Source organism: Streptomyces sp. NPDC047981 (genome assembly GCF_040653315.1).
In the GTDB taxonomy this organism is placed as follows: Bacteria; Actinomycetota; Actinomycetes; order Streptomycetales; family Streptomycetaceae; genus Streptomyces.
The window spans coordinates 1-21161 of the sequence record NZ_JBEZNQ010000108.1; the positions used below are offsets into that span (position 1 = coordinate 1).

At 74.3% G+C, this 21161-nt stretch carries 20 protein-coding genes and 1 pseudogene; 11 read left to right on the top strand and 10 right to left on the bottom strand.

All coding sequences use genetic code 11. The features are described 5' to 3' along the window. A partial coding sequence (locus tag AB0E14_RS35960; RefSeq protein ID WP_362428431.1) for an IclR family transcriptional regulator occupies nt 1–808 on the bottom strand: 808 nt, incomplete at its 3' end. Nucleotides 809–1023: 215 nt separating this feature from the next. On the opposite strand from AB0E14_RS35960, the gene AB0E14_RS35965 reads away from it, so the two are divergent. Both AB0E14_RS35965 and AB0E14_RS35970 read left to right on the top strand, forming a co-directional pair. Next, nucleotides 1024–2121, top strand: a complete 1098-nt coding sequence (locus AB0E14_RS35965) for a TauD/TfdA family dioxygenase (protein WP_362428434.1) — start codon at nt 1024–1026, stop codon at nt 2119–2121. Continuing rightward, the gene (locus tag AB0E14_RS35970) at nt 2118–2672 is read left to right on the top strand and encodes a phosphonate degradation HD-domain oxygenase (protein WP_362428437.1); all 555 of its coding nucleotides are present in this window, start codon (nt 2118–2120) and stop codon (nt 2670–2672) included. The genes AB0E14_RS35965 and AB0E14_RS35970 overlap by 4 nt, the downstream gene beginning before the upstream one ends. A gap of 67 nt (nt 2673–2739) precedes the next feature. On the opposite strand, the gene AB0E14_RS35975 is transcribed toward AB0E14_RS35970, so the two are convergent. The 6 genes from AB0E14_RS35975 to AB0E14_RS36000 form a co-directional block, all read right to left on the bottom strand. Beyond that, on the bottom strand, nt 2740–3495 hold the full coding sequence (locus AB0E14_RS35975) for a GntR family transcriptional regulator (RefSeq protein ID WP_362428440.1): 756 nt from the start codon (nt 3493–3495) through the stop codon (nt 2740–2742). A 25-nt stretch (nt 3496–3520) separates the two neighbouring features. After that, nucleotides 3521–4183, bottom strand: a complete 663-nt coding sequence (locus tag AB0E14_RS35980; protein ID WP_362428443.1) for an HAD family phosphatase — start codon at nt 4181–4183, stop codon at nt 3521–3523. Next, nucleotides 4180–5271 (bottom strand): ABC transporter ATP-binding protein, encoded by a 1092-nt coding sequence (locus AB0E14_RS35985; protein ID WP_362428446.1) that lies wholly within the window; start codon nt 5269–5271, stop codon nt 4180–4182. The genes AB0E14_RS35980 and AB0E14_RS35985 overlap by 4 nt, the downstream gene beginning before the upstream one ends. After that, the gene (locus AB0E14_RS35990) at nt 5268–6134 is read right to left on the bottom strand and encodes an ABC transporter permease subunit (protein WP_362428449.1); all 867 of its coding nucleotides are present in this window, start codon (nt 6132–6134) and stop codon (nt 5268–5270) included. Before AB0E14_RS35990 ends, AB0E14_RS35985 begins: the two co-directional genes overlap by 4 nt. Beyond that, a complete protein-coding gene (locus tag AB0E14_RS35995; RefSeq protein ID WP_362428490.1) occupies nt 6122–6940 on the bottom strand; it encodes an ABC transporter permease subunit in 819 nt (272 codons plus the stop codon). The genes AB0E14_RS35990 and AB0E14_RS35995 overlap by 13 nt, the downstream gene beginning before the upstream one ends. A gap of 220 nt (nt 6941–7160) precedes the next feature. After that, nucleotides 7161–8312, bottom strand: a complete 1152-nt coding sequence (locus AB0E14_RS36000) for an extracellular solute-binding protein (protein WP_362428452.1) — start codon at nt 8310–8312, stop codon at nt 7161–7163. 503 nt (nt 8313–8815) lie between these two features. Here AB0E14_RS36000 and hsaA point away from each other — a divergent pair. From hsaA to AB0E14_RS36025, 5 genes are read left to right on the top strand one after another with little or no spacing between them, the layout of a single operon-like run. After that, the gene (hsaA, locus tag AB0E14_RS36005; protein ID WP_362428455.1) at nt 8816–9991 is read left to right on the top strand and encodes a 3-hydroxy-9,10-secoandrosta-1,3,5(10)-triene-9,17-dione monooxygenase oxygenase subunit; all 1176 of its coding nucleotides are present in this window, start codon (nt 8816–8818) and stop codon (nt 9989–9991) included. Beyond that, nucleotides 9988–10881: a 4,5:9,10-diseco-3-hydroxy-5,9,17-trioxoandrosta-1(10),2-diene-4-oate hydrolase gene (hsaD, locus tag AB0E14_RS36010; RefSeq protein ID WP_362428458.1), complete on the top strand. Its 894-nt coding sequence runs from the start codon at nt 9988–9990 to the stop codon at nt 10879–10881. Before hsaA ends, hsaD begins: the two co-directional genes overlap by 4 nt. Before the next feature lie 12 nt (nt 10882–10893). Then, the gene (locus AB0E14_RS36015) at nt 10894–11802 is read left to right on the top strand and encodes a VOC family protein (protein WP_362428462.1); all 909 of its coding nucleotides are present in this window, start codon (nt 10894–10896) and stop codon (nt 11800–11802) included. Next, a complete protein-coding gene (locus tag AB0E14_RS36020; RefSeq protein WP_362428465.1) occupies nt 11802–12263 on the top strand; it encodes a flavin reductase family protein in 462 nt (153 codons plus the stop codon). The genes AB0E14_RS36015 and AB0E14_RS36020 overlap by 1 nt, the downstream gene beginning before the upstream one ends. Then, the gene (locus AB0E14_RS36025) at nt 12260–13915 is read left to right on the top strand and encodes an FAD-dependent oxidoreductase (RefSeq protein ID WP_362428468.1); all 1656 of its coding nucleotides are present in this window, start codon (nt 12260–12262) and stop codon (nt 13913–13915) included. The genes AB0E14_RS36020 and AB0E14_RS36025 overlap by 4 nt, the downstream gene beginning before the upstream one ends. Here AB0E14_RS36025 and AB0E14_RS36030 read toward each other — a convergent pair. After that, nucleotides 13875–15680, bottom strand: coding sequence for an ankyrin repeat domain-containing protein (locus AB0E14_RS36030; RefSeq protein WP_362428471.1), 1806 nt, complete (start codon nt 15678–15680; stop codon nt 13875–13877). The two genes, AB0E14_RS36025 and AB0E14_RS36030, sit on opposite strands and share 41 nt — an antisense overlap. Nucleotides 15681–15730: 50 nt before the next feature. Further along, nucleotides 15731–16633 carry a hypothetical protein gene (locus AB0E14_RS36035; protein ID WP_362428474.1) on the bottom strand — a complete coding sequence of 301 codons (903 nt, stop codon included), beginning with the start codon at nt 16631–16633 and terminating at the stop codon, nt 15731–15733. Between the two features lie 159 nt (nt 16634–16792). Between AB0E14_RS36035 and AB0E14_RS36040 the strand changes: the two genes are divergently transcribed. Continuing rightward, a complete protein-coding gene (locus AB0E14_RS36040; protein ID WP_362428477.1) occupies nt 16793–17578 on the top strand; it encodes a serine protease in 786 nt (261 codons plus the stop codon). Between the two features lie 139 nt (nt 17579–17717). Here AB0E14_RS36040 and AB0E14_RS36045 read toward each other — a convergent pair whose 3' ends face one another. Further along, nucleotides 17718–19475 (bottom strand): beta-galactosidase family protein, encoded by a 1758-nt coding sequence (locus AB0E14_RS36045; protein ID WP_362428480.1) that lies wholly within the window; start codon nt 19473–19475, stop codon nt 17718–17720. A 183-nt stretch (nt 19476–19658) separates the two neighbouring features. On the opposite strand from AB0E14_RS36045, the gene AB0E14_RS36050 reads away from it, so the two are divergent. The 3 genes and pseudogenes from AB0E14_RS36050 to AB0E14_RS36060 all read left to right on the top strand — a co-directional run. Next, nucleotides 19659–20546: an AraC family transcriptional regulator gene (locus tag AB0E14_RS36050; protein WP_362428483.1), complete on the top strand. Its 888-nt coding sequence runs from the start codon at nt 19659–19661 to the stop codon at nt 20544–20546. A gap of 11 nt (nt 20547–20557) precedes the next feature. Beyond that, nucleotides 20558–20866 (top strand): chorismate mutase, encoded by a 309-nt coding sequence (locus tag AB0E14_RS36055; RefSeq protein WP_362428486.1) that lies wholly within the window; start codon nt 20558–20560, stop codon nt 20864–20866. Between the two features lie 64 nt (nt 20867–20930). After that, nucleotides 20931–21161: pseudogene (locus AB0E14_RS36060) on the top strand (hypothetical protein); the annotation flags it as partial.

Genomic DNA, 21161 nt, shown 5'->3' on the forward strand with positions numbered 1-21161 from the left:
GGCCCGGGGGGGGGGCCGCCGGGCCGGGGGGGGGGGGGCCCCCGCGCCCCGGGCCGAACAGGTCCTGCCACACGCCCCGGGTGCACGCCAGGACCGCCGGGGCGAGGCGGTCCAGGTCGCGGTGGATGCCGTGGCCCGAGACGGAGACCGCGGCGATCGCCCGGCCCGCGCCGCGCAGGGGCGCGGCCACGCAGGAGACGCCCCGGTAGGTCTCCTCGCGGTCGAAGGCGACGCCCCGCTCGCGGGCGGCGGCCAGCTCGGAGCGGAGGGCGACCGGGTTGACCAGGGTGCGCGGGGTGAGCGGGCGGAGTCGCCGGGCCAGGAGCCCGGTGAGGGCGGCCGGGTCGCCGAAGGCGAGGAGGGCCTTGCCGGCGGCCGTGGAGTGCGCGGGCACCCTGCCGCCCGTGCGGGAGGGGACCGTGGAGTCCTCCGAGCCGCCGATCCGCTCCAGGCAGACGACCTCGGCGCCGTCGAGGACGTACAGATGGACCAGGTGGCCGGTGGACTCGTGGAGCGCGTGGAGGCGGGGGAGCGCGGCCCGGCGCAGCCGGTTGTGGTGGGCGGCGAGCGCGCCCAGCTCCAGCATCCGCATTCCCATGCGGTAGTCCCGGCCCTCCCGGTCCAGCCAGCGCAGCTGGACGAGCTGGTCGAGGATGCGGTGCGCGGAGGAGCGCGGGATGCCGGAGCGGCGGATCACCTCGGTCAGCGAGAGGCGCGGCTCGGGCCCCTCGAAGGCGGCGAGCACCCGGGCGGCCTTCTCCAGCAGAGAGGGCGCGGGGGTCCCCACGCCGACCAGCTCAGCGGTCATGGCCGCCTCCGTTCCCGTCCCCGTGTTTCCGTGACGTTGCGCAGACCCTGCCACGCGCTCCTCGCCCGGGGGAAGACAGCTGCATCCACTATTTCGAATAGGTATATACGGGGCGGGGCTCGGGTGCCTGTTGGGTTGTCCGTAACCCCTTGGTCATCCGCGACTGCAAGGCTCCCGACCGAACCGAAAGTTGTCTGTACAACTTGGAGAGCCTCATGGCGTCCCTCGCCACCGCGCCGCCGTTCTGGCTGCGCGACAACTGCCCCTGCGCCCACTGTCGCGACCCCCGCAACGGTCAGAAGCTGTTCCAGATCACCGAACTCCCCGCCGCGCTCGCCGTCGACGCCGTCCACGACACCCGCACCCTCGACGGCGCCCCCGCCCGGGAGGTCGTCTGGGCCCCCGACGGCCACCGCTCCGTCTACCCCGAGGCATGGCTCGGCGCCCACCTGCCGGGCACGAACGCCGCCCCCGGCGACGGCCGCACCGAGGACGACAAGGAGCTGTGGGCAGCCGAGCGGTTCGCCGACGGGCTCCCCGACGCCGACTGGGACGCGTACACCGGCGACCCGGCCGTCCGCGCCGCCGCCCTCGACTCCGTCCTGCGCCTCGGCTTCGTCCTGCTGCGCGGTGTCCCCGTGCGCGACCGCCAGGTCCTCGACGTGGCCCGCACCTTCGGCTACGTCCGCGAGACCAACTACGGCGAGCTGTTCGAGGTCCGCGTCGAGGCCGACCCCAACAACCTCGCCTTCACCGGCGCCCGGATCACCCCGCACACCGACAACCCCTACCGAGACCCGGTCCCCACCCTCCAGCTCCTGCACTGCCTCACCAACGCGGCCCAGGGCGGCGACTCCGGCCTCGTCGACGGCTTCCACGCCGCCGCCCTGCTGCGCGCCGAGGCGCCGGAGGCGTACGAGATCCTCACCCGCGTCCCGGTGCCCTTCGCCTTCGCCGACGAGCGCACCGAACTCCGCGCCCACCGGCCCCTGATCGGCACCGACCCGGCCGGCCGGCTCCGCGAGATCCGCTTCAACAACCGCTCCATCGGCACCCTCTCCCTCCCCGCCGACCTGCTCGACGCCTTCTACGCCGCCTACCGGCGCTTCGGCGAACTCCTCCTGCGGCCCGAGCTTCAGCTGGACTTCCGGCTCGCCCCCGGCGACTGCCTGATCTTCGACAACACCCGGCTGCTGCACGCCCGTACCGCCTTCGCCGAGTCCGGCGACCGGCACCTCCAGGGCGCGTACGCCGACATCGACGGGCTCGCCTCCACCCTCGCCGTCCTGCGCCGAGCGGAGACCACGCGATGAACCACCCCCTCGACACGCTCGCCGCCCTCTTCGAGGGCGAGGGCAGCGCCGAGTACTTCGGCGAGGCCGTCACCCAGGCCGAGCACATGCTCCAGGCCGGCGCCCTCGCCGAGGCGGCCGGCGCCCCCGCGCACCTGGTCGCCGCCGCACTCCTGCACGACGTCGGCCACTTCCAGGGCGCCGTCACCGGCCGCGACCTGATGGAGAACGGCACCGACAACCGGCACAGCCACACCGGGGCCGACTGGCTCGACCAGTGGTTCGGGCCCGAAGTCACCGAACCCGTACGGCTGCACGTCGCCGCCAAGCGGTACCTCTGCGCCGTCGAGCCCGGCTACTTCGCCCTCCTCTCCGAGGCGTCCGTGCACACCCTGGCCGTCCAGGGCGGGCCGATGACCGAGGAGCAGGTGCGCGCCTTCGAGGCCCACCCGGGCGCGGCCGACGCCGTCGCCGTACGCCGCTGGGACGAACAGGCCAAGGACCCGGAGCTGCCGACCCCCGGCTTCGCGCACTTCCGCCCGCTCCTCGCGGCGCTGCTCCGGCCGGCGTGACACCACCTCCGGACACGAAGGAACCCGGGGTCTCGGACCCCGGGTTCTTTTCGTACGTGTGGCGGACTCAGGCACCCAGTCGGCGGCCCAGCGCGCTCGTCGCCGTCGAGCTCTGCATCGTGAACGCCACCGTGCCCGGCAGATAGCGGTCCTGCGACCACTCCACCGGCGTCCCCGCGGGGTCCGTGGAGTGCCGCCGCTCCCGCAGCAGTGACTCCCCGACGCGGCAGCCGAGCAGCTCCGCGTCGTCGGCGTCGGCCGGCACCAGGTCGATGGTGTGCCGCGCGTCCGCGAACAGCACGCCGTGCAGCTCCAGTTGCTCCGAGTGCGAGACCGTGTCCAGCGGCATCCCGGCCACCAGCACACCGATCCGCTCCGGATACGTCGTCCGCTCCACCATCACCGGCGCACCCGCGAGCGTGCGCAGCCGGCGCACCCGGTAGACCGGCGCGCCCTCCTCGACGCGCAGCTTCTCCGCCTCCTCCGCGTCCGCCGGCACCCGGTCCACGGCCACGATCCGGCCGCCCGGCTCCTCGCCGAGGGAGCGCGCCCAGCGGGTGAACGAGCGCAGCTCGCCGAAGCTGTGCAGCCGGGGACCGCCGAGGACCACCCGCCGCGAACCCCGCCGCGAGGTGATCAGGCCGTCCGTGCGGAGCGCGGCGAGGGCCTGGCGGACCGTGCCCCGGGACACGCCGTAGCGGCGGGCCAGGTCGTCCTCCGCGGGGAGCTTCGCACCCGATCCGTACTCGCCCGCCGTGATGGCGGTCCGCAGGTCCGCGGCGACCTTCAGATACAGCGGCGTCCTGCCCCGTTCCTCACTCACAGGCCCACCCTGCCATGCGCGCGGCTCACCCGACCAGGGAGTTCAGCAGCTCGGGGTCGACCTCGGTCAACGAGTCCGCCAGCGTGACGCCTTCGGTTCCGGCGAAGTCCACCAGCGGTTCCGTCGACGGCACCGCGAGGACCCGGCAGCCCGCGGCGACGGCCGAGGCGACGCCCGTCGGGCTGTCCTCCACCGCCACGCACCGCGCCGGTTCGGCGCCGAGCGCCACGGCCGCCGCCAGATACGGATCGGGCTCCGGCTTCGTCCGCGCGGTGTCCTCGGCGCCGAACAGCGCGTCGAACCGGTGCCCGTCCAGGGTGCTCGCCACCTGCGCGACGACCGCGCGGGGCGAGGCCGAGACCAGCGCCGTCGGCACCCGCTGCGCGCGCAGCGCCGCGAGCAGCCGCAGCGCGCCCGGCCGGGGCGCCACCGCCACCGCGAGCCGGGCGGCGAAGTCCGCGCCCAGCTCGGCGGCCAACTCCGCCGCGGGCGACTCCAGATGGGCGTGCAGCAGCTCCGCCGTGTCCTCGACGGACCGGCCCGTCACCGCCGTACGCCGCTCGGCGCCCAGGGTGCGGCCCCGGCGCGCGGCCGCGGACTCCACCACGTCGAGCCAGACGCCCTCGGTGTCGACGAGCGTGCCGTCCATGTCGAAGAGGACCGCCTGCAGCCGCTTCGCGCCGTTCACGCCGCACCTCCGGCGGAGGCCAGGAGCACGGGCCGGGACTGCGGACGGACCGCGACCGCCGTGCCCGGGGTCAGCCCGGCCGCCGCGTGCGTGGGCACGTCCGCCTTGACGTCCGTACCGTCGGGCAGCGCGATCAGCAGCCGGGTCGTCGGACCGTGGAACGAGGTCCCCGTGACGCGGGCGGGGCCGCCCGCCGTCACCTCCAGGGCCTCGGGCCGCAGCAGCACCCGTACGTCTCCGGTACGCCCGTCCGGTTCCCCGACCGTCAGCGTCGCCCCGAGCACCTCGACCGCCTTTCCGCCGTCGACCGCGCGCCCCGGCACCCGGTTCATGGTGCCGATGAACTCCGCGACGAAGTCCGTCGCGGGCCGCTCGTACAACTCCGTCGGCGTGGCGCACTGTTCGAGCCGCCCGCCGTTCATCACGGCGACCCGGTCGGCCATCGAGAGGGCCTCCTCCTGGTCGTGCGTGACGAACACGGTGGTGATGCCCAGCTCCAGCTGGAGCCGGCGGATCTCCTCCCGCAGCGTCACCCGCACCCGCGCGTCGAGCGCCGACAGCGGCTCGTCGAGCAGCAGCAGCCGGGGCCGCAGCGCCAGCGCCCGGGCCAGCGCGACCCGCTGCTGCTGGCCGCCGGAGAGCTGGTGCGGGAACCGCTCGCCGTGGCCGCCGAGCCCCACGAGGTCGAGCAGCTCGGCGGCGCGGGCGCGCCGCTCGGCGGACCGCACCTTGCGCATCCTCAGCCCGAAGGCCACGTTGTCGGCGGCCGTCAGGTGCGGGAAGAGGCTGTACGACTGGAACACCATCGCCGTGTCACGGCGGTTGGCGGGCACCGGCACGATGTCCTCGCCGTCGAGCAGCACCTGGCCCTCGTCGGGCCGCTCGAAACCGGCCAGCACGCGCAGCGCGGTCGTCTTGCCGCAGCCGGACGGGCCGAGCAGGGCGAGGAGTTCACCCGGGGCGACATCGAGGTCGAGGCCGTCGAGGGCGATGGCGGAGCCGAAGGTCCGGCGCAGACCGCGCAGCTGGAGCGCCGCCCCGGTCCGGGCGGCGGGGCCGGTCACGTTCTCGGTCTCGGTCACGGTCATGAGCTGGTGGTCTTTCCTCGGGAGGCCGACGCGGCCTCGGGCGGTCGGAGGGAGCGGGCGGAGCGCGGTGCGCGCCGGCGGCGGTTGCCCACGGTGGTCAGCGCGAGCAGCAGCACCCAGGTCAGCAGCAGGCTCAGCAGCGACACGGCCACCGAGAGCCGTGCGTCGGAGCCGGACGCCTGCACGATCCACACCGCGAAGGGCTGGAAGCCGAGCAGCGAGGCCACCGTGAACTCGCCGAGCACCAGCGCCAGGGTCAGGAACGAGCCGTTCAGGAGCGCGCCGCGCAGATTCGGCAGCACCGCCGAGACCAGCGCGCGGGGCCAGGACGCCCCGCAGTCCCGCGCGGCCTCCACCAGGGTGCGCAGGTCGACCGAGCGCAGGCCCGCGTCGAGCGCCCGGTAGACGAACGGCAGCGCCATCACCGCGTACGCGAGGACCAGGACGAACGGGAAGTCCGGGTTCTGCACGGCCACGAACGTCTGGTACAGCGGGGTCGTGGACAGGTGCTCCGGGCCCCAGCGCAGGACGGTCCCGAGCCCGGCGGTCAGCGCCACCGGAGGCACCACCAGCGGCAGGGTGCAGACGACCTCCAGGACCGGCCGCAGCCGGGGCGCCGAGAGCCGGGCCGCGACCGCCGCAGGGACGGTCACCAGCAGGACGAGCGCGACGGTCGCCGCCGCGAGCCCGAGCGAGAGGAGCAGGCTGCCGGTGAAGCCGGGCGCGGCGAAGATCGCCGTGTACGCGGAGAGGGTGAGCCCCTGCCCGGGGATGTCCAGGGTGAACACGGCGGACGCGAGCAGCGGCACCAGGAAGTAGACCCCCGCGACCAGGAGGACGACGGGACGTCCTAGGCGAGCCATCGGGTGCTCCTTCGCTGGAGGGGGAGGTGGACGGCCATGACGAGCGCCGCGACCACGACCATGTCGAGGCTCAGCGCGAGCGCCACGTTCTCCTGGCCGACCAGGACGTTGCCGGAGAGCGCGTCCGCGATCTGCAGGGTCACCAGCGGGACGGAACTGCCGACCATCGCCGCGGCCGTCGCGTACGCGGCGAAGGCGCTGCCGAAGAGCAGCACGAAGCCGCCGAGCAGGGACGGCAGCAGCACCGGAAACCCGACGTGACGCCAGTACTGCCAGGCTGTCGCCCCGTTGTCGTGGGCCGCCTCGCGCCACTGGACGCGCAGTCCGTCGAGCGCGGGCGCGACCGTGAGGACCATCAGCGGGACGAGGAAGTACAGATAGGTCAGGGCGAGGCCCCAGAAGCCGTAGAGCGACCAGCCGTGCCGGTCGAGTCCGAACTCGGTGGTGAGCACGCCCGCGTTGCCGAGGGTGGCCACGAAGGCGAAGGCGAGCGGGACACCGCCGAAGTTGGCGAGCACACCGGACGCGGTGAGGACGGCCTCGCGCAGCGCCCGGCCGCGCGACGAGACCACGGCCTGGGCGAGGAAGAGCCCGAAGACGGTGCCGGCGGCGGCGGTGAGCGCGGACAGCTTGACGCTGCCGAGCAGCGCGGTGGCGTACGCGCCGTCCACCGACCGCTCCAGGTTGTCCAGGCCGTACCCGCCGTCGGAGAGCGTGAAGGCGCCGTCGGTCATGGCCAGCGCGGGCAGCCCGAAGGCGAGCGCGACGAGCAGGAGCAGCGGCAGTGCGGCGAGCCATCCGCCCATGGACCGCTGGCCCCGGCGCGGCTGCCGGGCAGGTGCGGCGCTCTTGGCCGGGGTCACGGCACCGGCCTGCGCCGGGAGGCCTGCCTGCGCCGGGAGGGTGGGGGAGCCGTCGGTCATGGGGGAACCGACGGCCCCCGGCCCCGCCGGGGCGGCCGGACGCGCGGTGGACGCGTCGGCCGCCCCGGACGGGGTGGAGGAGGGGTGCGGAGTCATCGAGGCGTCACCCGGAGACGGCCGCGGCCCAGCCCTGCGACAGGGTCTCCTTGGCCTTGGCGGTCTGCTGCTCGGTCGGGAACGTCGGGGTGCCGGCGACCTTCGGCAGCGCGGCGGCGGCCGTCTTGTCCAGCGTGCCGTCGGCCTCCATGGCCGGCATCAGCACGGGCCGGGCGAAGCCCTTCAGCCACAGGTTCTGGCCCTCGGCGCTGTACAGGTACTCCTGCCACAGGCGGGCGGCCGCGGGGTGCGGCGCGTCCTTGTTGATCGCCTGGGAGTAGAACTGGGCGTAGACGCCGTCCGTGGGCACGGCGACCTTCCAGTCGATGCCCTTGGCCGCGAACTGCTTCGCGTAACCGGCGTTCAGGTAGTCCCAGTCGATGGAGATGGGCGTCTCGCCCTTCTCGATGGTGGCGGGGGTCGACTCGACCGGGTTGAAGTTGCCGTTCTTCTTCAGCTTGCCGAAGAAGTCGATGCCGGGCTTGATGTCGTCGAAGGAGCCGCCGTTGGCGAGCGCCGCCGCGTAGACGCCGCCGAAGGCCGAGCCCGACTTGGTCGGGTTGCCGTTGAGGGCGACCTTGCCCTTGTACTCGGGCTTGAGCAGGTCGGCGAAGGTCTGCGGGCAGGCCTTGACCTTCTTGGCGTCGCAGCCGATGGAGACGTAGCCGCCGTAGTCGTTGAACCAGCGGCCCTGGGCGTCGCGCTGCGAGCCGGGGATCTTCTCGAAGGCGGCGACCTTGTACGGGGCGGTCAGGCCCTGCTCGCCGGCGGCCTGCGCGAAGGAGGCGCCGAGGTCGAGGACGTCGGGGGCACGGTCCTGGCCCTTGCGGGACTTGACCGCGTTGATCTCGTCCTGGCTGGAGCCGTCGGGGTTCTCGACGGTCACCTTGATGCCGTACTTGGCGGTGAAGCCGTCGATGATCGCGCCGTAGTTGGCCCAGTCGCGCGGGATGGCGATCGCGTTGAGCGTGCCTTCCTTCTTCGCGGCGGCGATCAGGGCGTCCATGCCGCCGGCCTCAGCGGCGGAGGTCGCGGTGGCGAGGTTCTTCCCGTCGGCGCCTGCGGCGCCCTTCGTGGGGGCGGCGCCACAGGCGGTCAGCGACAGGGCGGTCAGTCCGAGGGCGCCGAGCAGGACGGCGGCGCGGGCAGGGGAGGTCACGCGTACTCCATGAGGGAAGGGGAGCGGGGCCAAGATGTATGAACAACTGTTGTCCATACAACTCCTGCATTACGGGGGGTCACGATGACTCCTCGGTGAACGCGAGGAGAAGCCCGCCCTGCGATTCCCCGGCGGATCGGGTTACCCGCGAGTTCGGCACGGACGGGGGACGGGGTCCGCGGGGCTCGGGGCCGCCCGGGGGGGGGCGACCACCCGGCCCCCTCCGGGTCGATCGCAAGGCCCCCGCCGCGCCCCCGCCTTCGGGTTGGTCGCCAGGCCGCCGCGCCCCCTGGCCTCGAAGCCATCGCCCCGCCCCCGCCGCGCCCTCGCCCCGGGCCCGACCGAGAGGCTCCCGCCGCGCCCTCGCCCCGGGCCCGACCGACAGGCCCCCGCCGCGCCCCCTGGCCTCGGGGTTCCCGCTCAGCGGGAACCCCGTATGCCGTTCCGGAACACCTCGGCGTACGGTCCAGCCACTCCCGATTCCCTCCGAGAGAGGACACGCGATGAGCGACGCCACCGGAGCCGTCCTCGAGGCCGTCCGCGCCCTCGCCCCCGCCCTGCGCGAGCGGGCCGCCGAGGCCGAGGCCGCCCGCAAGGTCCCCGAGGACTCCGTCAAGGAGCTCGCCGCGACCGGATTCTTCAGGCTGCTCCAGCCCCGCGCGTACGGCGGCCACGCCGCCGACCCCGTCGCCTTCTACACGGCCGTCAAGGAGATCGCGAAGGCCTGCGGCTCCACCGGCTGGGTCGCCTCCGTCGTCGGCGTCCATCCCTGGCACGTCGCCCTCTACGAGCCGAAGGCCCAGGAGGAGGTGTGGGGCGCCGACCCCGACACCCGGATCTGCTCCTCCTATGCCCCCACCGGCAAGGTCACCCCCGTCGACGGCGGCTTCACCCTCACCGGCCGCTGGCACTTCTCCTCCGGCTGCGACCACACCGACTGGGCCCTCCTCGGCGGCCTCGTCACCGACGCCGACGGCCGCCCCGTCGACATGCGCACCTTCCTCGTCCCGCGCACCGCCTACCGCGTCGACGAGGTCTGGGACACCGTCGGCCTGCGCGGCTCCGGCTCCAACGACGTCGTCTGCGAGGACGTCTTCGTCCCCGAGCACCGCGCGCTCAGCTTCGGCCCGGTCACCGCCCTCGACGCGCCCGGCCTCGCCGCCAACCCCGAACCGCTCTACCGGCTCCCGTACGCCTCCGTCTTCACCACCACCATCTCCACCCCGATCGTCGGCATCGCCGAGGGCGCCTACGAGGGCCATGTCGCCGCGACCCGCGAGCGGTTCCGCGTCAGCTACGGACAGCAGGTCGCCGAGGACCCCTTCGCCCAGGTCCGCATCGCCCGCGCCGCCGCCGACATCGACGCCTCCTGGCTCCAGCTCACCCGCAACATGGCCGAGCTGTACGAACTGGCCCGCGCGGGGGCTCCCCTGCCGATGGAGCTGCGCGCCCGAGCCCGCCGCGACCAGGTCATCGCCACCGAACGGGCCGTCGCCGCCGTCGACCTGCTCATGGAGAACGCCGGTGGCAGCGCGATGCGCACCGGCCCCAACCCGGTCCAGCGCGCCTGGCGCGACGTCCACACCGGGCGCGGCCACGCCGCCAACGACCCCGAGCGGGCCCTCGTCCTCTACGGCCAGGCCGCCCTCGGCCTCGACATCCAGGACACGATGCTGTGACCGCCACCGCGACCCCCACCCCCGCCGCGAGCCTCACTGCCGAGAGCACCTCACGGACCGTGAAGGCCGGCGACCTCACCCTCCACTTCCACGAGGCAGGTCCCGCCGAAGCCCCGGCAGACGCCCCGGCTGTGATCATGCTGCACGGCGGCGGCCCCGGCGCCTCCGCCTGGTCCAACTTCGGCGCCAACCTCCCGGTCTTCGCCGAGCGCTTCCGTACGCTCCTGATCGACCAGCCCTGCTTCGGCCGCTCCGACAAGACCGCGCCGGACTGCGACTACTTCTCCTTCAGCGCCCGCGCCGTCGCCGCCCTCATGGACGAACTCGGCCTGGAGAAAGCCCACTTCATCGGCAACTCGCTCGGCGGCGGCACCGCCGCCCGGCTCGCGATCGACCACCCCGCCAAGGTCGACCGGCTGCTGCTCATGGGCCCCGGCGGGATCTCCGTCAACCTCTTCTCGCCCGACCCGACCGAGGGCATCAAGCACCTGTTCGCCTTCAACGCCTCGCCCGCCCCCAGCCGCGAGCAGATGCGCGCCTTCCTGCTCACCATGGCGTACGACCCGGCGATCGTCACCGACGCCTTCGTCGAGGAGCGCTACACCCAGGCCACCGACCCCGACGCCCGGCTCGGCGCCGCCCGGATGGGCGCCGCCTTCGCCACCTGGCCGCAGGAGTCGCAGCTCTGGCGCGAAGGCCACCGCATCACGCAGCCGACCCTGCTCACCTGGGGCCGCGAGGACCGCACCAACCCGCTCGACGGTGCGCTCGTCGCCCTGCGCACGATCCCGGACGCCCGACTGCACGTCTTCCCGCACTGCGGGCACTGGGCGCAGGTCGAACGCTTCGACGAGTTCAACCGCCTCGCCCTCGACTTCTTCTCGCGTTAGGACCCCGCTCCCATGGACATCCGTTCCCTCGGCTACCTCCGCATCGAGACGACCACGCTCGCCGACTGGCGCGCCTACACCCTCGACATCCTCGGCATGGCCGAGGCCCAGGACTCCACCGACACCGTCCTGCACACCCGTGTCGACGACCGGATCCGCCGCCTCACCTTCGTCGCCGGGACCACCGACCGGCTGCTCGCCGCCGGCTTCGAACTGCCGAACGCCCGCGCCCTCGCCGAGGCCGCCGAGGAGCTCGAAGCCTCCGGCTTCCCCGTCAAGCACGCCGACGAGGCCACCCTCGCCGAGCGCCGCGTCCAGGGCCTCATCCACGTCGACGACCCTGCCGGCAACCCCCTGGAGCTGTACTGGGGCCAGGCCCAGGACCACAGCCCGCTGCCCGCCCGATACGGCAACCGCTTCGTCACCACCGCCCCGGACGGCCAGGACCTCGGCCTCGGCCATGTCGTCCTGCCCGCCCCGAACATGGACGAGACCGTCACCTTCTACGAGCACCTGCTCGGCTTCCAGCTCCGCGACCGGATGAAGCTCCCGCCGGTCGCCGTCCCCACCGGCGAACCCGGCCAGGACTTCTACTGGATGAACTTCCTCAGCCCCAACGCCCGCCACCACAGCCTCGGCCTCTACCCGGGCGCGCTGCCGCCCGGCATCGTCCACTTCATGGTCGAGACCGACTCGCTCGACGCCGTCGGCTACTGCCTCGACCGGATGAACGCGGCGGGCATCCCCATCGCCTCCACCCTCGGCCGCCACTCCAACGACCGCATGGTCTCCTTCTACGCCCAGGCGCCCGGCGGCTTCCAGGTCGAGTACGGCTGGGACGGGCTCCTCGTCGACCCGGCGACCTGGACCGCGAAGGAGATCACCTCCGACAGCCTCTGGGGCCACCAGTGGAACGGCTGATGCGCGAGGTCCTCGGCCACTTCGCCAGCGGCATCACGGTCGTCGCCGCCCTCGACGGCGACGGCCGCCCCGCGGGCCTGGCCGTGCAGTCCTTCGCCTCGCTCTCCCTCGAACCGCCGCTGGTGCTGCTCTGCGTGGCGAAGACCTCCACCAGCTGGCCCGCCGTCCGGGCCGCGGAACACTTCGGGATCTCCATCCTCGCCGAGGACCAGCGCGCGGTCTGCGCCGCCCTCGGCCGCCCGGGACCCGACAAGTTCGCCGGCGTCGACTGGACGGTGAGCGAGGACGGCGCCGTCCACATCGAGGGCGCGCTCGCCACCCTCCACTGCGCCGTCCACGCCGTCCACGAGGCAGGCGACCACGACGTCGTCACCGCCCGCGTCCTGGCCCTGGAGGCCCGCGAGGACGGCGCACCGCTCCTCTACTACCTCAGCGACTACGCGACAGGGGTGTTCGGATGAGCTCCGACCAGGGGCACGAGTACGACGTCGTGGTCGTCGGCTCCGGCGCCGCCGGATTCGCCGCCGCGATCACCGCCCGGCTGCGCGGCCTGACCGCCCTCGTCATCGAGAAGACCGACCGCTACGGCGGCTCCACCGCCCTGTCCGGCGGCGCGATCTGGGTCCCGGGCAACCAGCACCTCGACGAGGCCGGCCTCGGGGACACCTACGAGAAGGCCCGCGCCTACCTCGACGCGACCGTCGGCGACCGCGTGCCCGCCGCCCGCAAGGACGCCTATCTCACCCACGGGCCGCGCATGGTGCGGGAGTTCCACGACCGCACCCATGTCCGCTTCATGTACACGCCCGGCTACTCCGACTACTTCCCCGAAGCCCTCGGCGGCATGGCCCAGGGGCGGTCGATCGAGCCGCAGATCGTGGACCTCAAGCGGCTCGGCCCGCTCGCGGCGACCATGCGCCGGGCCGGCCTGCCCACGTACGGGCTGACCATGACCTCGTACGACTTCCGCTTCCTCAACATGGTCGCCCGCACCTGGGCCGGGCGGCGGGCCTCCGTCCGGGTCGGCGCGCGCGCCGTCGGCGCCCTGCTCACCGGACGCAGGCTGCTCTCCCTCGGCGAGGCGCTCATCGCCCGGATGCGGCTCTCGCTGCACGAACTCGGCGGCGAACTCAGGCTGGACGCCCCGCTCGCCGGGCTGCTCGTCGAGGACGGCCGGGTGGCCGGGGTGGAGCTGGCCGACGGCCGGACCGTACGGGCCAGGGGCGGTGTCGTCCTCGCCTCCGGGGGCTTCTCGCACGACCAGGAGCTCCGTGAGAAGCACCTGCCGGCGCCCACCTCCACGGCCTGGACGCACGCCTCGGAGGGGCAGACCGGCGACGCCCTGCGCCTCGGCGAGGAGCTGGGCGCGGCGACCGACCTGCTCGACAAGGTGTGGGGCGCCCCGTCCGTCTGCCCGCCCGGCGAGAAGCCGTTCTTCCTGGTCGCCGACCGGGGCATCCCCGGCATGGTGATCGTGAACGCGGCGGGGGAGCGGTACGCCAACGAGGCGGCGCCCTACCACCGGTTCGTCGACCGCATGTACGCCTGCGACCGCCCGGAGGCGACGACCGTACCGTCCTGGCTGATCCTCGACGCCCGCTCCAAGGCGCGCTACCTCTTCGCCGGGCTCTTCCCCGGCCAGCCGTTCCCCGAGCGGTGGGACGGATTCGTGCGGCGCGCCGGGACGGTCGCGGAGCTGGCGGCGCTGATCGGCACCCCCGGCCTCGAAGCGACGATCGCCCGCTTCAACGGCTTCGCCGCCACCGGGCGCGACGAGGACTTCGGGCGCGGCGACTCCGTCTACGACCGCTACTACGGCGACCCCACCCTCCCGAACCCGAACCTGGCGCCCCTGGACAAGGGCCCCTTCTACGCCGTCCCGGTCCACCCCGGCGACATCGGCACCAAGGGCGGCCTGGTCACCGACGGCGACGGGCGGGTGCTGCGCGAGGACGGCAGCGCCGTCGCGGGCCTGTACGCGGCCGGGAACTGCTCGGCCGCCGTCATGGGGGATACCTATCCGGGACCGGGCGCGACGATCGGCCCTGCGATGGCGTTCGCGTGGGCGGCGGTCAACGACATCGCGGCGCGGTCCACTCCAGCCGGGTCCTGACCCGGGGGTCCTCGACGTACTCGACGGCGGCGAGCGCGGTGTCCCGCGCGGCGCCGTCCGGGTCCCCGTCGGCGAGGATCGACGCCAGCACCTCGACCGCGCGCGGATCCTGACGCATCGCAAGCCCGCGCGCGGCCTCGGCGACCACGTCCTCGTCGTCGTCCGCGAGCCGCGCCGCGAGCGCCTCCCGCAGCAGCGGCGTGTCCTCGGGCACCTCCGCGAGCGCGAGCGTCGCCCAGTCCCGGACTCCGTGGTCGTGGTCCCGGCTCAGCGCGACGAGGGTGGCCACGGCCACCGCGTCCCCGGCGGGCACCGGGCCGGTCAGCGCGCACCCGAGCGCCCGCCGCACCTCGATGTCGGGATGGGCGGCGAGCCCCAGCAGCTCGGGCAGCGCCGCCTCCTCGCCGTACTGTCCGAGCGCGACGACCACGGAGAGCGCGGGCTCGCGGGCGGCGCCGGGCGTCGTCGGCCCCTCGCCGAGCGCCGCCTTCGCCGTCCGTGCCGCCAGCCCGCGCAGGACCGGCAGGCCCCGGGGCGTGAAGCTGTCGAGAGCGCCCAGCACGCGGGCGCCGAGGGCGCGGCGCAGCGGGTCGGGGCTCGCGCACCAGCCGGACGCGGCCCGGAAGGACTCCTCGTCGTCGCGGGCGCCCAGCGTCCGCACCGCCTCCTTCCAGTCGTCCAGGTCCGGCTCGCCGCAGCGCAGCGCCCGCGCGGCCAACTCCTCGGGCGGGACCCGCACCCCGAGCGCGCGCTCCAGGAGCGTGGCGATCGCCGCGTGCCCGGTCTGCTGCTCGTTGCCGCGGCTCGGCACGCCGTCCTCCCGCAGCACCTCCACGACGACGGTCACGCCGCCGTCCTCCCGCACCCGCCGCACCACGACCTCCGGCCCCGCACCCCCGTCCCCGGCCCCGGGACCCGCGCCGTGGCCGCGCCCGGCTCCGGGACCCGCGCCGTGGCCGTGCCCGGCTCCCGGCCCCGTGCCCTCGCCCTGCCCGGCACCCCAGCCCGAAGCCTCGCCCTGCCCGGTCCCCGAGCCCGCGCCGTCGCCGCGCCCGGCCCCCGAGCCCGTGCCCTCGCTGTGCCCGGTCCCCGAGCCCGTCTCGTCACCCTGCTCGCCACCCCAGCCCGAAGCCTCGCCCTGCCCCGGGTCCGAAGCCTCGCCCTGCCCCGGGTCCGGAGCCCCGGCCTGCCCGGCGACCGAGTCGCCCGCCGCGAGCAGGCCGCGGCGCAGCTCCTCCTCGATGTCCACGCCGATCCAGCGCCGCGCCTCGCGCAGCGCGTCCTCGGCAGGGCCCGCGCCGAACTCCAGGAGCGCCCGCACGCTCGCCGTCGACCCGCGGCGGGCCGCGGCCACCAGCGGCGGCAGCCCGTCGGGCCCCGGCCGGCTCGGCGCGGCGCCGTGTTCGAGCAGGACCCGTACGGTCTCCGCGTGCCCGAGCCGTACCGCCCAGTCCAGGGCCGTGAACCCGTACGCCTCCGGCTGGTCCGCCACCGCCCCGGCGGCGAGCAGCGCCCGCACCACCTCCGCGTGCCCGCCGCAGGCAGCCCCGCACAGCGGCAGGTCCCCGGCCTCGGCGCCGCCGGCCCGCCCGGGATCCGCCCCCGCGGCCAGCAGCAGCCGGACGACACCCGGCTCGTTCGCGACGGCCGCCCGGTACAGCGCGGTCTCCCCCTCCTCGTCGGCCGTCTCCGGGGAGGCCCCGGCCCGCAGGGCGCGCACGACGGCGTCGGCCCCCTCGTGAATCGCCTCGAACAACGTGCTCATGCGCCGACCTTCACCCGTGGGACCCGGACGAGGCAAACGAGTTCAGCCCGCTACGCGTCGCACTCCAGGACCGTCCCGCACACCCCGCACCGCGCGCGGACCCGCCGCCCCACCGGCACCCGCAGCCGCTGCCGGCACACCGGGCACGGGAAGGAGACCCGGGCCGAGGCCCCGCTCCCCTCGAAGGCGTACGGGGCGTCCGCCGCCGCCCGCCCGTAGCGGCGGTCCTTCGCGTACCGGTGGCGCGCCGCCCACCCGGCCGCCGCCAGCGGAGGCCGCCGGGCGTCCCGCGCCGCCTCCTCCCGCCCCCGGGTCCATGCCTCGTACGCCCGCGGACTGGTGAACCACGGCGAGGGGTCCTCCCCGAACACCTCGGCCCGTTTGGCCAGCACGTATCCGAACTCCTCCGGCGTCAGGTAGCCCAGCTTCTGGCGGGACATCCCGTCCTCGCGGAACGCGTCGAGCAGCAGCCAGCCCGCCCCCAGATAGGCGGTCACCACATCGGTGAGGATCTCGTTGTCCCGGGTGCCGGGGAAGCCGAGATCGAGGCGGTGCAGCAGCACGTGGGTGATCTCATGGGCGAGCGCCGCGCCCACATCGGCTCGGTGGTCGCGGAAGCGGTCGTTCAGTTCGACGAAGTACTCCGGACCCGCCGCCAGTTCGACGGTCGCCGCGTGCCGCATCTCCCGGAAGCTCACGATCATCCGTGCCTCGGGCAGCCGCAGGTGGTGCACCAGGGCGCCGGCCACCCGTTGTGCCCCGAGGTGGAGGTCCTCGTCGTCGGAGAAGGCCACCGCCGCCGGGGGCACGCTGGCCGCGTACTGGCGTACTCCGTCCGCCGAGAGCCGGCGGTACAGCGCGGTGATCGAGGCCCGGACCGTGGCGAGGTGCGGGAACCCGTGCACGACCGCGCCGGAAGCTCCGGCACCCTCGACTCCGCTTCCGTCCGGCACGCCGCACCCCCTTCCCTCCACTGTACGAGGCCCCCGCACCGCGCCCCGGCGCTGGCCGAAATCGTGCCCTTGTGGCCCCCGGTGAGCGGTGTTCATAATCCGGACCAGGACTTGACGGGCACATGCCATCAAGGCCAACCCCCCACGAAAGGCAGACACTTGAAGAAGAACAGGTTCGTCCGCGCCCTGCAGAGAATCGCCGCGGCCGGCGCCGTCGTCCTCGCCGCCGTCAGCCTCCAGCCCTCCACCACGGCCTCCGCCGCGCCCGCCCCCGTCGTCGGCGGAACCCGCGCCGCGCAGGGCGAGTTCCCCTGGATGGTCCGGCTCTCCATGGGCTGTGGCGGCTCCATGCTGACCCCGCAGATCGTCCTCACCGCCGCCCACTGCGTCAGCGGCTCCGGCAACAACACCAGCATCACCGCCACCGTCGGAGTCGTGGACCTCCAGTCCAGCGCCGCCATCAAGGTCAGGTCCACCAAGGTCCTCCAGGCCCCCGGCTACAACGGGACCGGCAAGGACTGGGCCCTGATCAAGCTCGCCTCGCCGATCACCTCGGTGCCCACCCTGAAGATCGCCGAGACCACCGCGTACAACAACGGCACGTTCACCGTCGCCGGCTGGGGCGCGGCCCGTGAGGGCGGAGCGCAGCAGCGCTACCTGCTCAAGGCCACCGTCCCGTTCGTCTCGGACGCCGACTGCCAGCGGTCCTACGGCGGCGACCTCGTCCCGGGCGAGGAGATCTGCGCCGGCTTCCCCCAGGGCGGCGTCGACACCTGCCAGGGTGACTCGGGCGGCCCGATGTTCCGCCGCGACAACGCCGGCGCCTGGATCCAGGTCGGCATCGTGAGCTGGGGCCAGGGCTGTGCCCGCCCGAACTACCCGGGCGTGTACACCGAGGTCTCCACCTTCGCCGCCCAGATCAAGTCCGCCGCGGCGACCCTGTAGTACGACCGGAGCGAACCGCGCGTGAGCGGGTACGGGGCACCGCCGCCCCGTACCCGCTCACGCACGTCCAGGCACCCGTACCCCTACCCGCACCTGTACCTGTACCTGCTCCCGTCCGTCCGGTGATCGGCTCAGCCGCTCACGCGAGCCGTACGGCCCCCGAATCCGCCGCCCCGCCCTCCAGTTCGAGCACCCACACCTCGTTGGCGCCCTCCCGGAGCACCGGGCCCGGTACGAACAGCGACTCCTGCGGGCCGACGTTCCAGTACCGGCCAAGGCAGAACCCGTTCACCCAGACGAAGCCCCGCACCCCGCCCGGCAGCGAGAGCGTCGCGTCACCCGGACCGGCCACGTCCACCACGGTCCGGAACAGCCCCGGAGCCCCGGCCCCTTCGGCCGCCACCGGCCGGAACGGGACCTTCGCCACCGCCGCAGCCTCGAAGGCGTCCAGGCGCAGGCCGCGGGCCCGCACCCCGTGCACGTACTGCCGCTCGTGCCGGACCCCGACCGTGATCCCCTTCGGCTCCGCCTGCCGGGGCCCGTAGTTGACCCGCCCCAGCGACTCCACCCACAGCTCCACCACCGCGGGCCCGGCCACCGGCTCCGGCAGCGCCTCCTCCTCCGTCGTCAGCACCCCCGCCCGCACCCCGTCCACGTACACCACCGCGCGGTCCCGGAGCCCCTCCACGACCAGCGGATACGGCTGCCGCGGCCCGGGGACCTCCAGCCGGTAGCGCACCACGCCCCGGTCGACCCCCAGCTCCTCGAAGGTCGGCGGCACCGGCGCCACCGCCTCCTCGTCGCCGAGGACCTCCAGCACCTGAGCGAGCGGCGCCCACTGATCCAGGTCCGCCGCCACCGGCCCCGCGATCCGCCGCGGCGGCTCGGGAACCTCCGGCAACGGCCCCTCCGCGTACGCGGCCAGCACCTCGCGGAACCGCCAGAACTTCTCCGTCGGCAGCCCCGCCTCGTCGATCGGCGCGTCGTAGTCGTACGAGGTGACCGTCGGTTCCAGCTCGCCCGCGTGCAGCTCGCCGGCCCGGTTCGCCCCCGCCCAGCCCGCGAAGTTCGTCCCCCCGTGCGCCATGTACACGTTCACCGACGCCCCGCACTCCAGGATCTCCCGCAGCGACTCCGCCGCGTCCCCCGCGTCCCGTACGGCATGGTCCTTGCCCCAGTGGTCGAACCAGCCGCACCAGAACTCCATGCACATCAGCGGCCCCGACGGCTGGTGCCGCCGCAGCACCTCGAACGCCTTGCGCGCCCCCGAGCCGAAGTTCGCCGTCGCCAGCACCCCCGGCACGGACCCGCCCGTGAGCATGTGGTCCTCCGGGCCGTCCGAGGTGAACAGCGGCACCTCCACCCCGCAGTCGAGCAGCAGCTCCGCGACCCACCGCAGGTACCGCTGGTCGGAGCCGTAGCTCCCGTACTCGTTCTCCACCTGCACCATGATCACCGGCCCGCCGCGGCCGATCTGCCGCTCCACGACCTGCGGCAGCAGCGCCCGGAACCAGCGCTCCACATGGCCCAGATACTCCACGTCGGCCGACCGCACCCGCCGCCCCAGGCGGCCCGTCAGCCAGTGCGGCAGCCCGCCGTTCTCCCACTCGGCGCAGATGTAGGGACCCGGCCGCACGATCGCCCACATCCCGGCCGCCGCCACCGCGTCGAGAAAACGCCCCAGCGCCGCCACGTCCCCGTACCGGCCGGGCTCCGGCTCGTACAGATTCCACGGCACGTACGTCTCCACACAGGTGAGACCCATCGCGCGGAGCATCTCCAGCCGATGCCCCCACTGCTCCTCGTGCACCCGGAAGTAGTGCAGCGCCCCCGACAGCAGCCGCACCGGCCTGCCGTCCAGCAGAAAGTCCTCGTCACCCACAGCGAACGTGCTCATGCGCTCACCTTCGCCCTCTGGCGGCGGGCCGGTCCATGGACAAAGATCGTCGCTGTTTGGACGGAAGAACGTCCCCGGAGCGCGGCTCGGAACACGGCGCCGGGACGCGGCTCGGAACACGGCGCCGGGACGTGGCTCGGAACACGGCGCCGGGACGCGGCGGAGAAAGGCAGGCGACGACCGATGTACCACACCTGGATGCGCTACTTCACGCCCAGCCCGGTCCACCACCGGCTCGGCCTCGTCTGCCTCGGCGTCGGACTCCAGCACGGCGCCCTGCCCACCGTCGGCCCCCGCACCCTCGACCACCACGTCGCCGTCGTCGTCAGCGCCGGCAGCGGCTGGTACCGGGCCCCCGACGGGCGCCGCACCACCGTCACCGCCCCCGCCCTGATCTGGCTCACCCCCGGGACCCCCCACCACTACTCCGCCGACCCCGACACCGGCTGGGACGAGGCCTTCGTCGACTTCACCGGACCCGCCACCACCACGTACACCGAACTCGGCTACATCGAACCCGACCGTCCCGTCGTTCCTCTCTCCGACGCCGCCGCGCCCCGCGCCGCCATCGGCCGCATCGCCCGCGCCGCCCGCCGCGGCAACCCCCTCCTCGAGGTAGAGACCGGGGCCGCCGTCCATGAGCTCCTCGTCGCCCTGCGCCGCGCCCGCGCCGACACCAACGCCGACGGCGACCCCGTCCTGACCGCCCTCGCCCGCGACGCCTTCCAGCCGCTGTCCGTCGCCGAACACGCGGCCCGGCACGGCATGACCCAGGCCGAACTCCGCACCGCCGTCCGCCGCGCCGCCGGCTGCAGCCCCAAGGACTACCTGCTCACCATCCGCCTCGGCCGCGCCAAGGAACTCCTCGCGGCCACCGAACTGCCCGTCGCCGCCGTCGCCCGCCGCATCGGCTACGACGACCCCGCCTACTTCTCCCGGCTCTTCACCCGCCGGGTCGGCACCGCGCCCGTCCGCTTCCGCGAACAGCAGGGCAGGGCGGTCCCCGGCGGCTGGAGCGACCGCATCCCGGATCCCGAACACCCCCCGACGATCGCCGGCCGATCCGTCTAAGCTCGCTGCTCATGAGTGAGATCGACGAGTCCGTGACGGCGGAACTGACCCGGCTGCGCGAAAGCATCGACAACATCGACGCGGCGGTCGTCCACATGCTCGCCGAACGCTTCAAGTGCACCCAGCAGGTCGGCGTCCTCAAGGCCCGCCACCAGCTCCCGCCGGCCGACCCCGCGCGCGAGGCCCGGCAGATCGCCCGGCTGCGTGAACTGGCCGAGAGCGCCAAACTGGACCCGGCGTTCGCCGAGAAGCTCCTGAACTTCATCATCGCCGAGGTCATCCGCCACCACGAGACCATCGCGGACGGAGCCCAGGGCTGACCGCGGCGCCGGACCCGAAGACGAACCCCCGCGGCCCCGCCGCCGCGACGAACGGAGCAGTCGGATGAACCGCGTCACCGTCTTCACCCTCGGCGGCACCATCTCCGCCCGCGGCGGCGACGCGAGCCGCATGACCGGCACAGAAGTCCTCGCCGCCCTGGGCGTCCCCACCGGCACCGCCGGTCCGGCCACGCCACCTCCCACCCCGAGCGCAACCGCCGGGGCCCCCGGGGCCCCCGGGGCACGGCGGCGTAGGACGAGGACGTCGGCGACCACGCTGGTGCCGGCGTCGCTG

What these genes read in the sequence shown, in the direction of transcription:
- AB0E14_RS35970 (WP_362428437.1), top strand. Translation starts at nt 2,118, where the DNA reads ATGAACCACCCCCTCGACACGCTCGCCGCCCTCTTCGAGGGCGAGGGC.
- hsaA (WP_362428455.1), top strand. Translation starts at nt 8,816, where the DNA reads ATGAGCGACGCCACCGGAGCCGTCCTCGAGGCCGTCCGCGCCCTCGCC.
- AB0E14_RS35990 (WP_362428449.1), bottom strand. Translation starts at nt 6,134, where the DNA reads ATGGCTCGCCTAGGACGTCCCGTCGTCCTCCTGGTCGCGGGGGTCTAC.
- AB0E14_RS36025 (WP_362428468.1), top strand. Translation starts at nt 12,260, where the DNA reads ATGAGCTCCGACCAGGGGCACGAGTACGACGTCGTGGTCGTCGGCTCC.
- AB0E14_RS36050 (WP_362428483.1), top strand. Translation starts at nt 19,659, where the DNA reads ATGTACCACACCTGGATGCGCTACTTCACGCCCAGCCCGGTCCACCAC.
- AB0E14_RS36045 (WP_362428480.1), bottom strand. Translation starts at nt 19,475, where the DNA reads ATGAGCACGTTCGCTGTGGGTGACGAGGACTTTCTGCTGGACGGCAGG.
- AB0E14_RS36030 (WP_362428471.1), bottom strand. Translation starts at nt 15,680, where the DNA reads ATGAGCACGTTGTTCGAGGCGATTCACGAGGGGGCCGACGCCGTCGTG.
- AB0E14_RS36020 (WP_362428465.1), top strand. Translation starts at nt 11,802, where the DNA reads ATGCGCGAGGTCCTCGGCCACTTCGCCAGCGGCATCACGGTCGTCGCC.
- AB0E14_RS36055 (WP_362428486.1), top strand. Translation starts at nt 20,558, where the DNA reads ATGAGTGAGATCGACGAGTCCGTGACGGCGGAACTGACCCGGCTGCGC.
- AB0E14_RS35965 (WP_362428434.1), top strand. Translation starts at nt 1,024, where the DNA reads ATGGCGTCCCTCGCCACCGCGCCGCCGTTCTGGCTGCGCGACAACTGC.
- AB0E14_RS35985 (WP_362428446.1), bottom strand. Translation starts at nt 5,271, where the DNA reads ATGACCGTGACCGAGACCGAGAACGTGACCGGCCCCGCCGCCCGGACC.
- AB0E14_RS35995 (WP_362428490.1), bottom strand. Translation starts at nt 6,940, where the DNA reads ATGGGCGGATGGCTCGCCGCACTGCCGCTGCTCCTGCTCGTCGCGCTC.
- AB0E14_RS36015 (WP_362428462.1), top strand. Translation starts at nt 10,894, where the DNA reads ATGGACATCCGTTCCCTCGGCTACCTCCGCATCGAGACGACCACGCTC.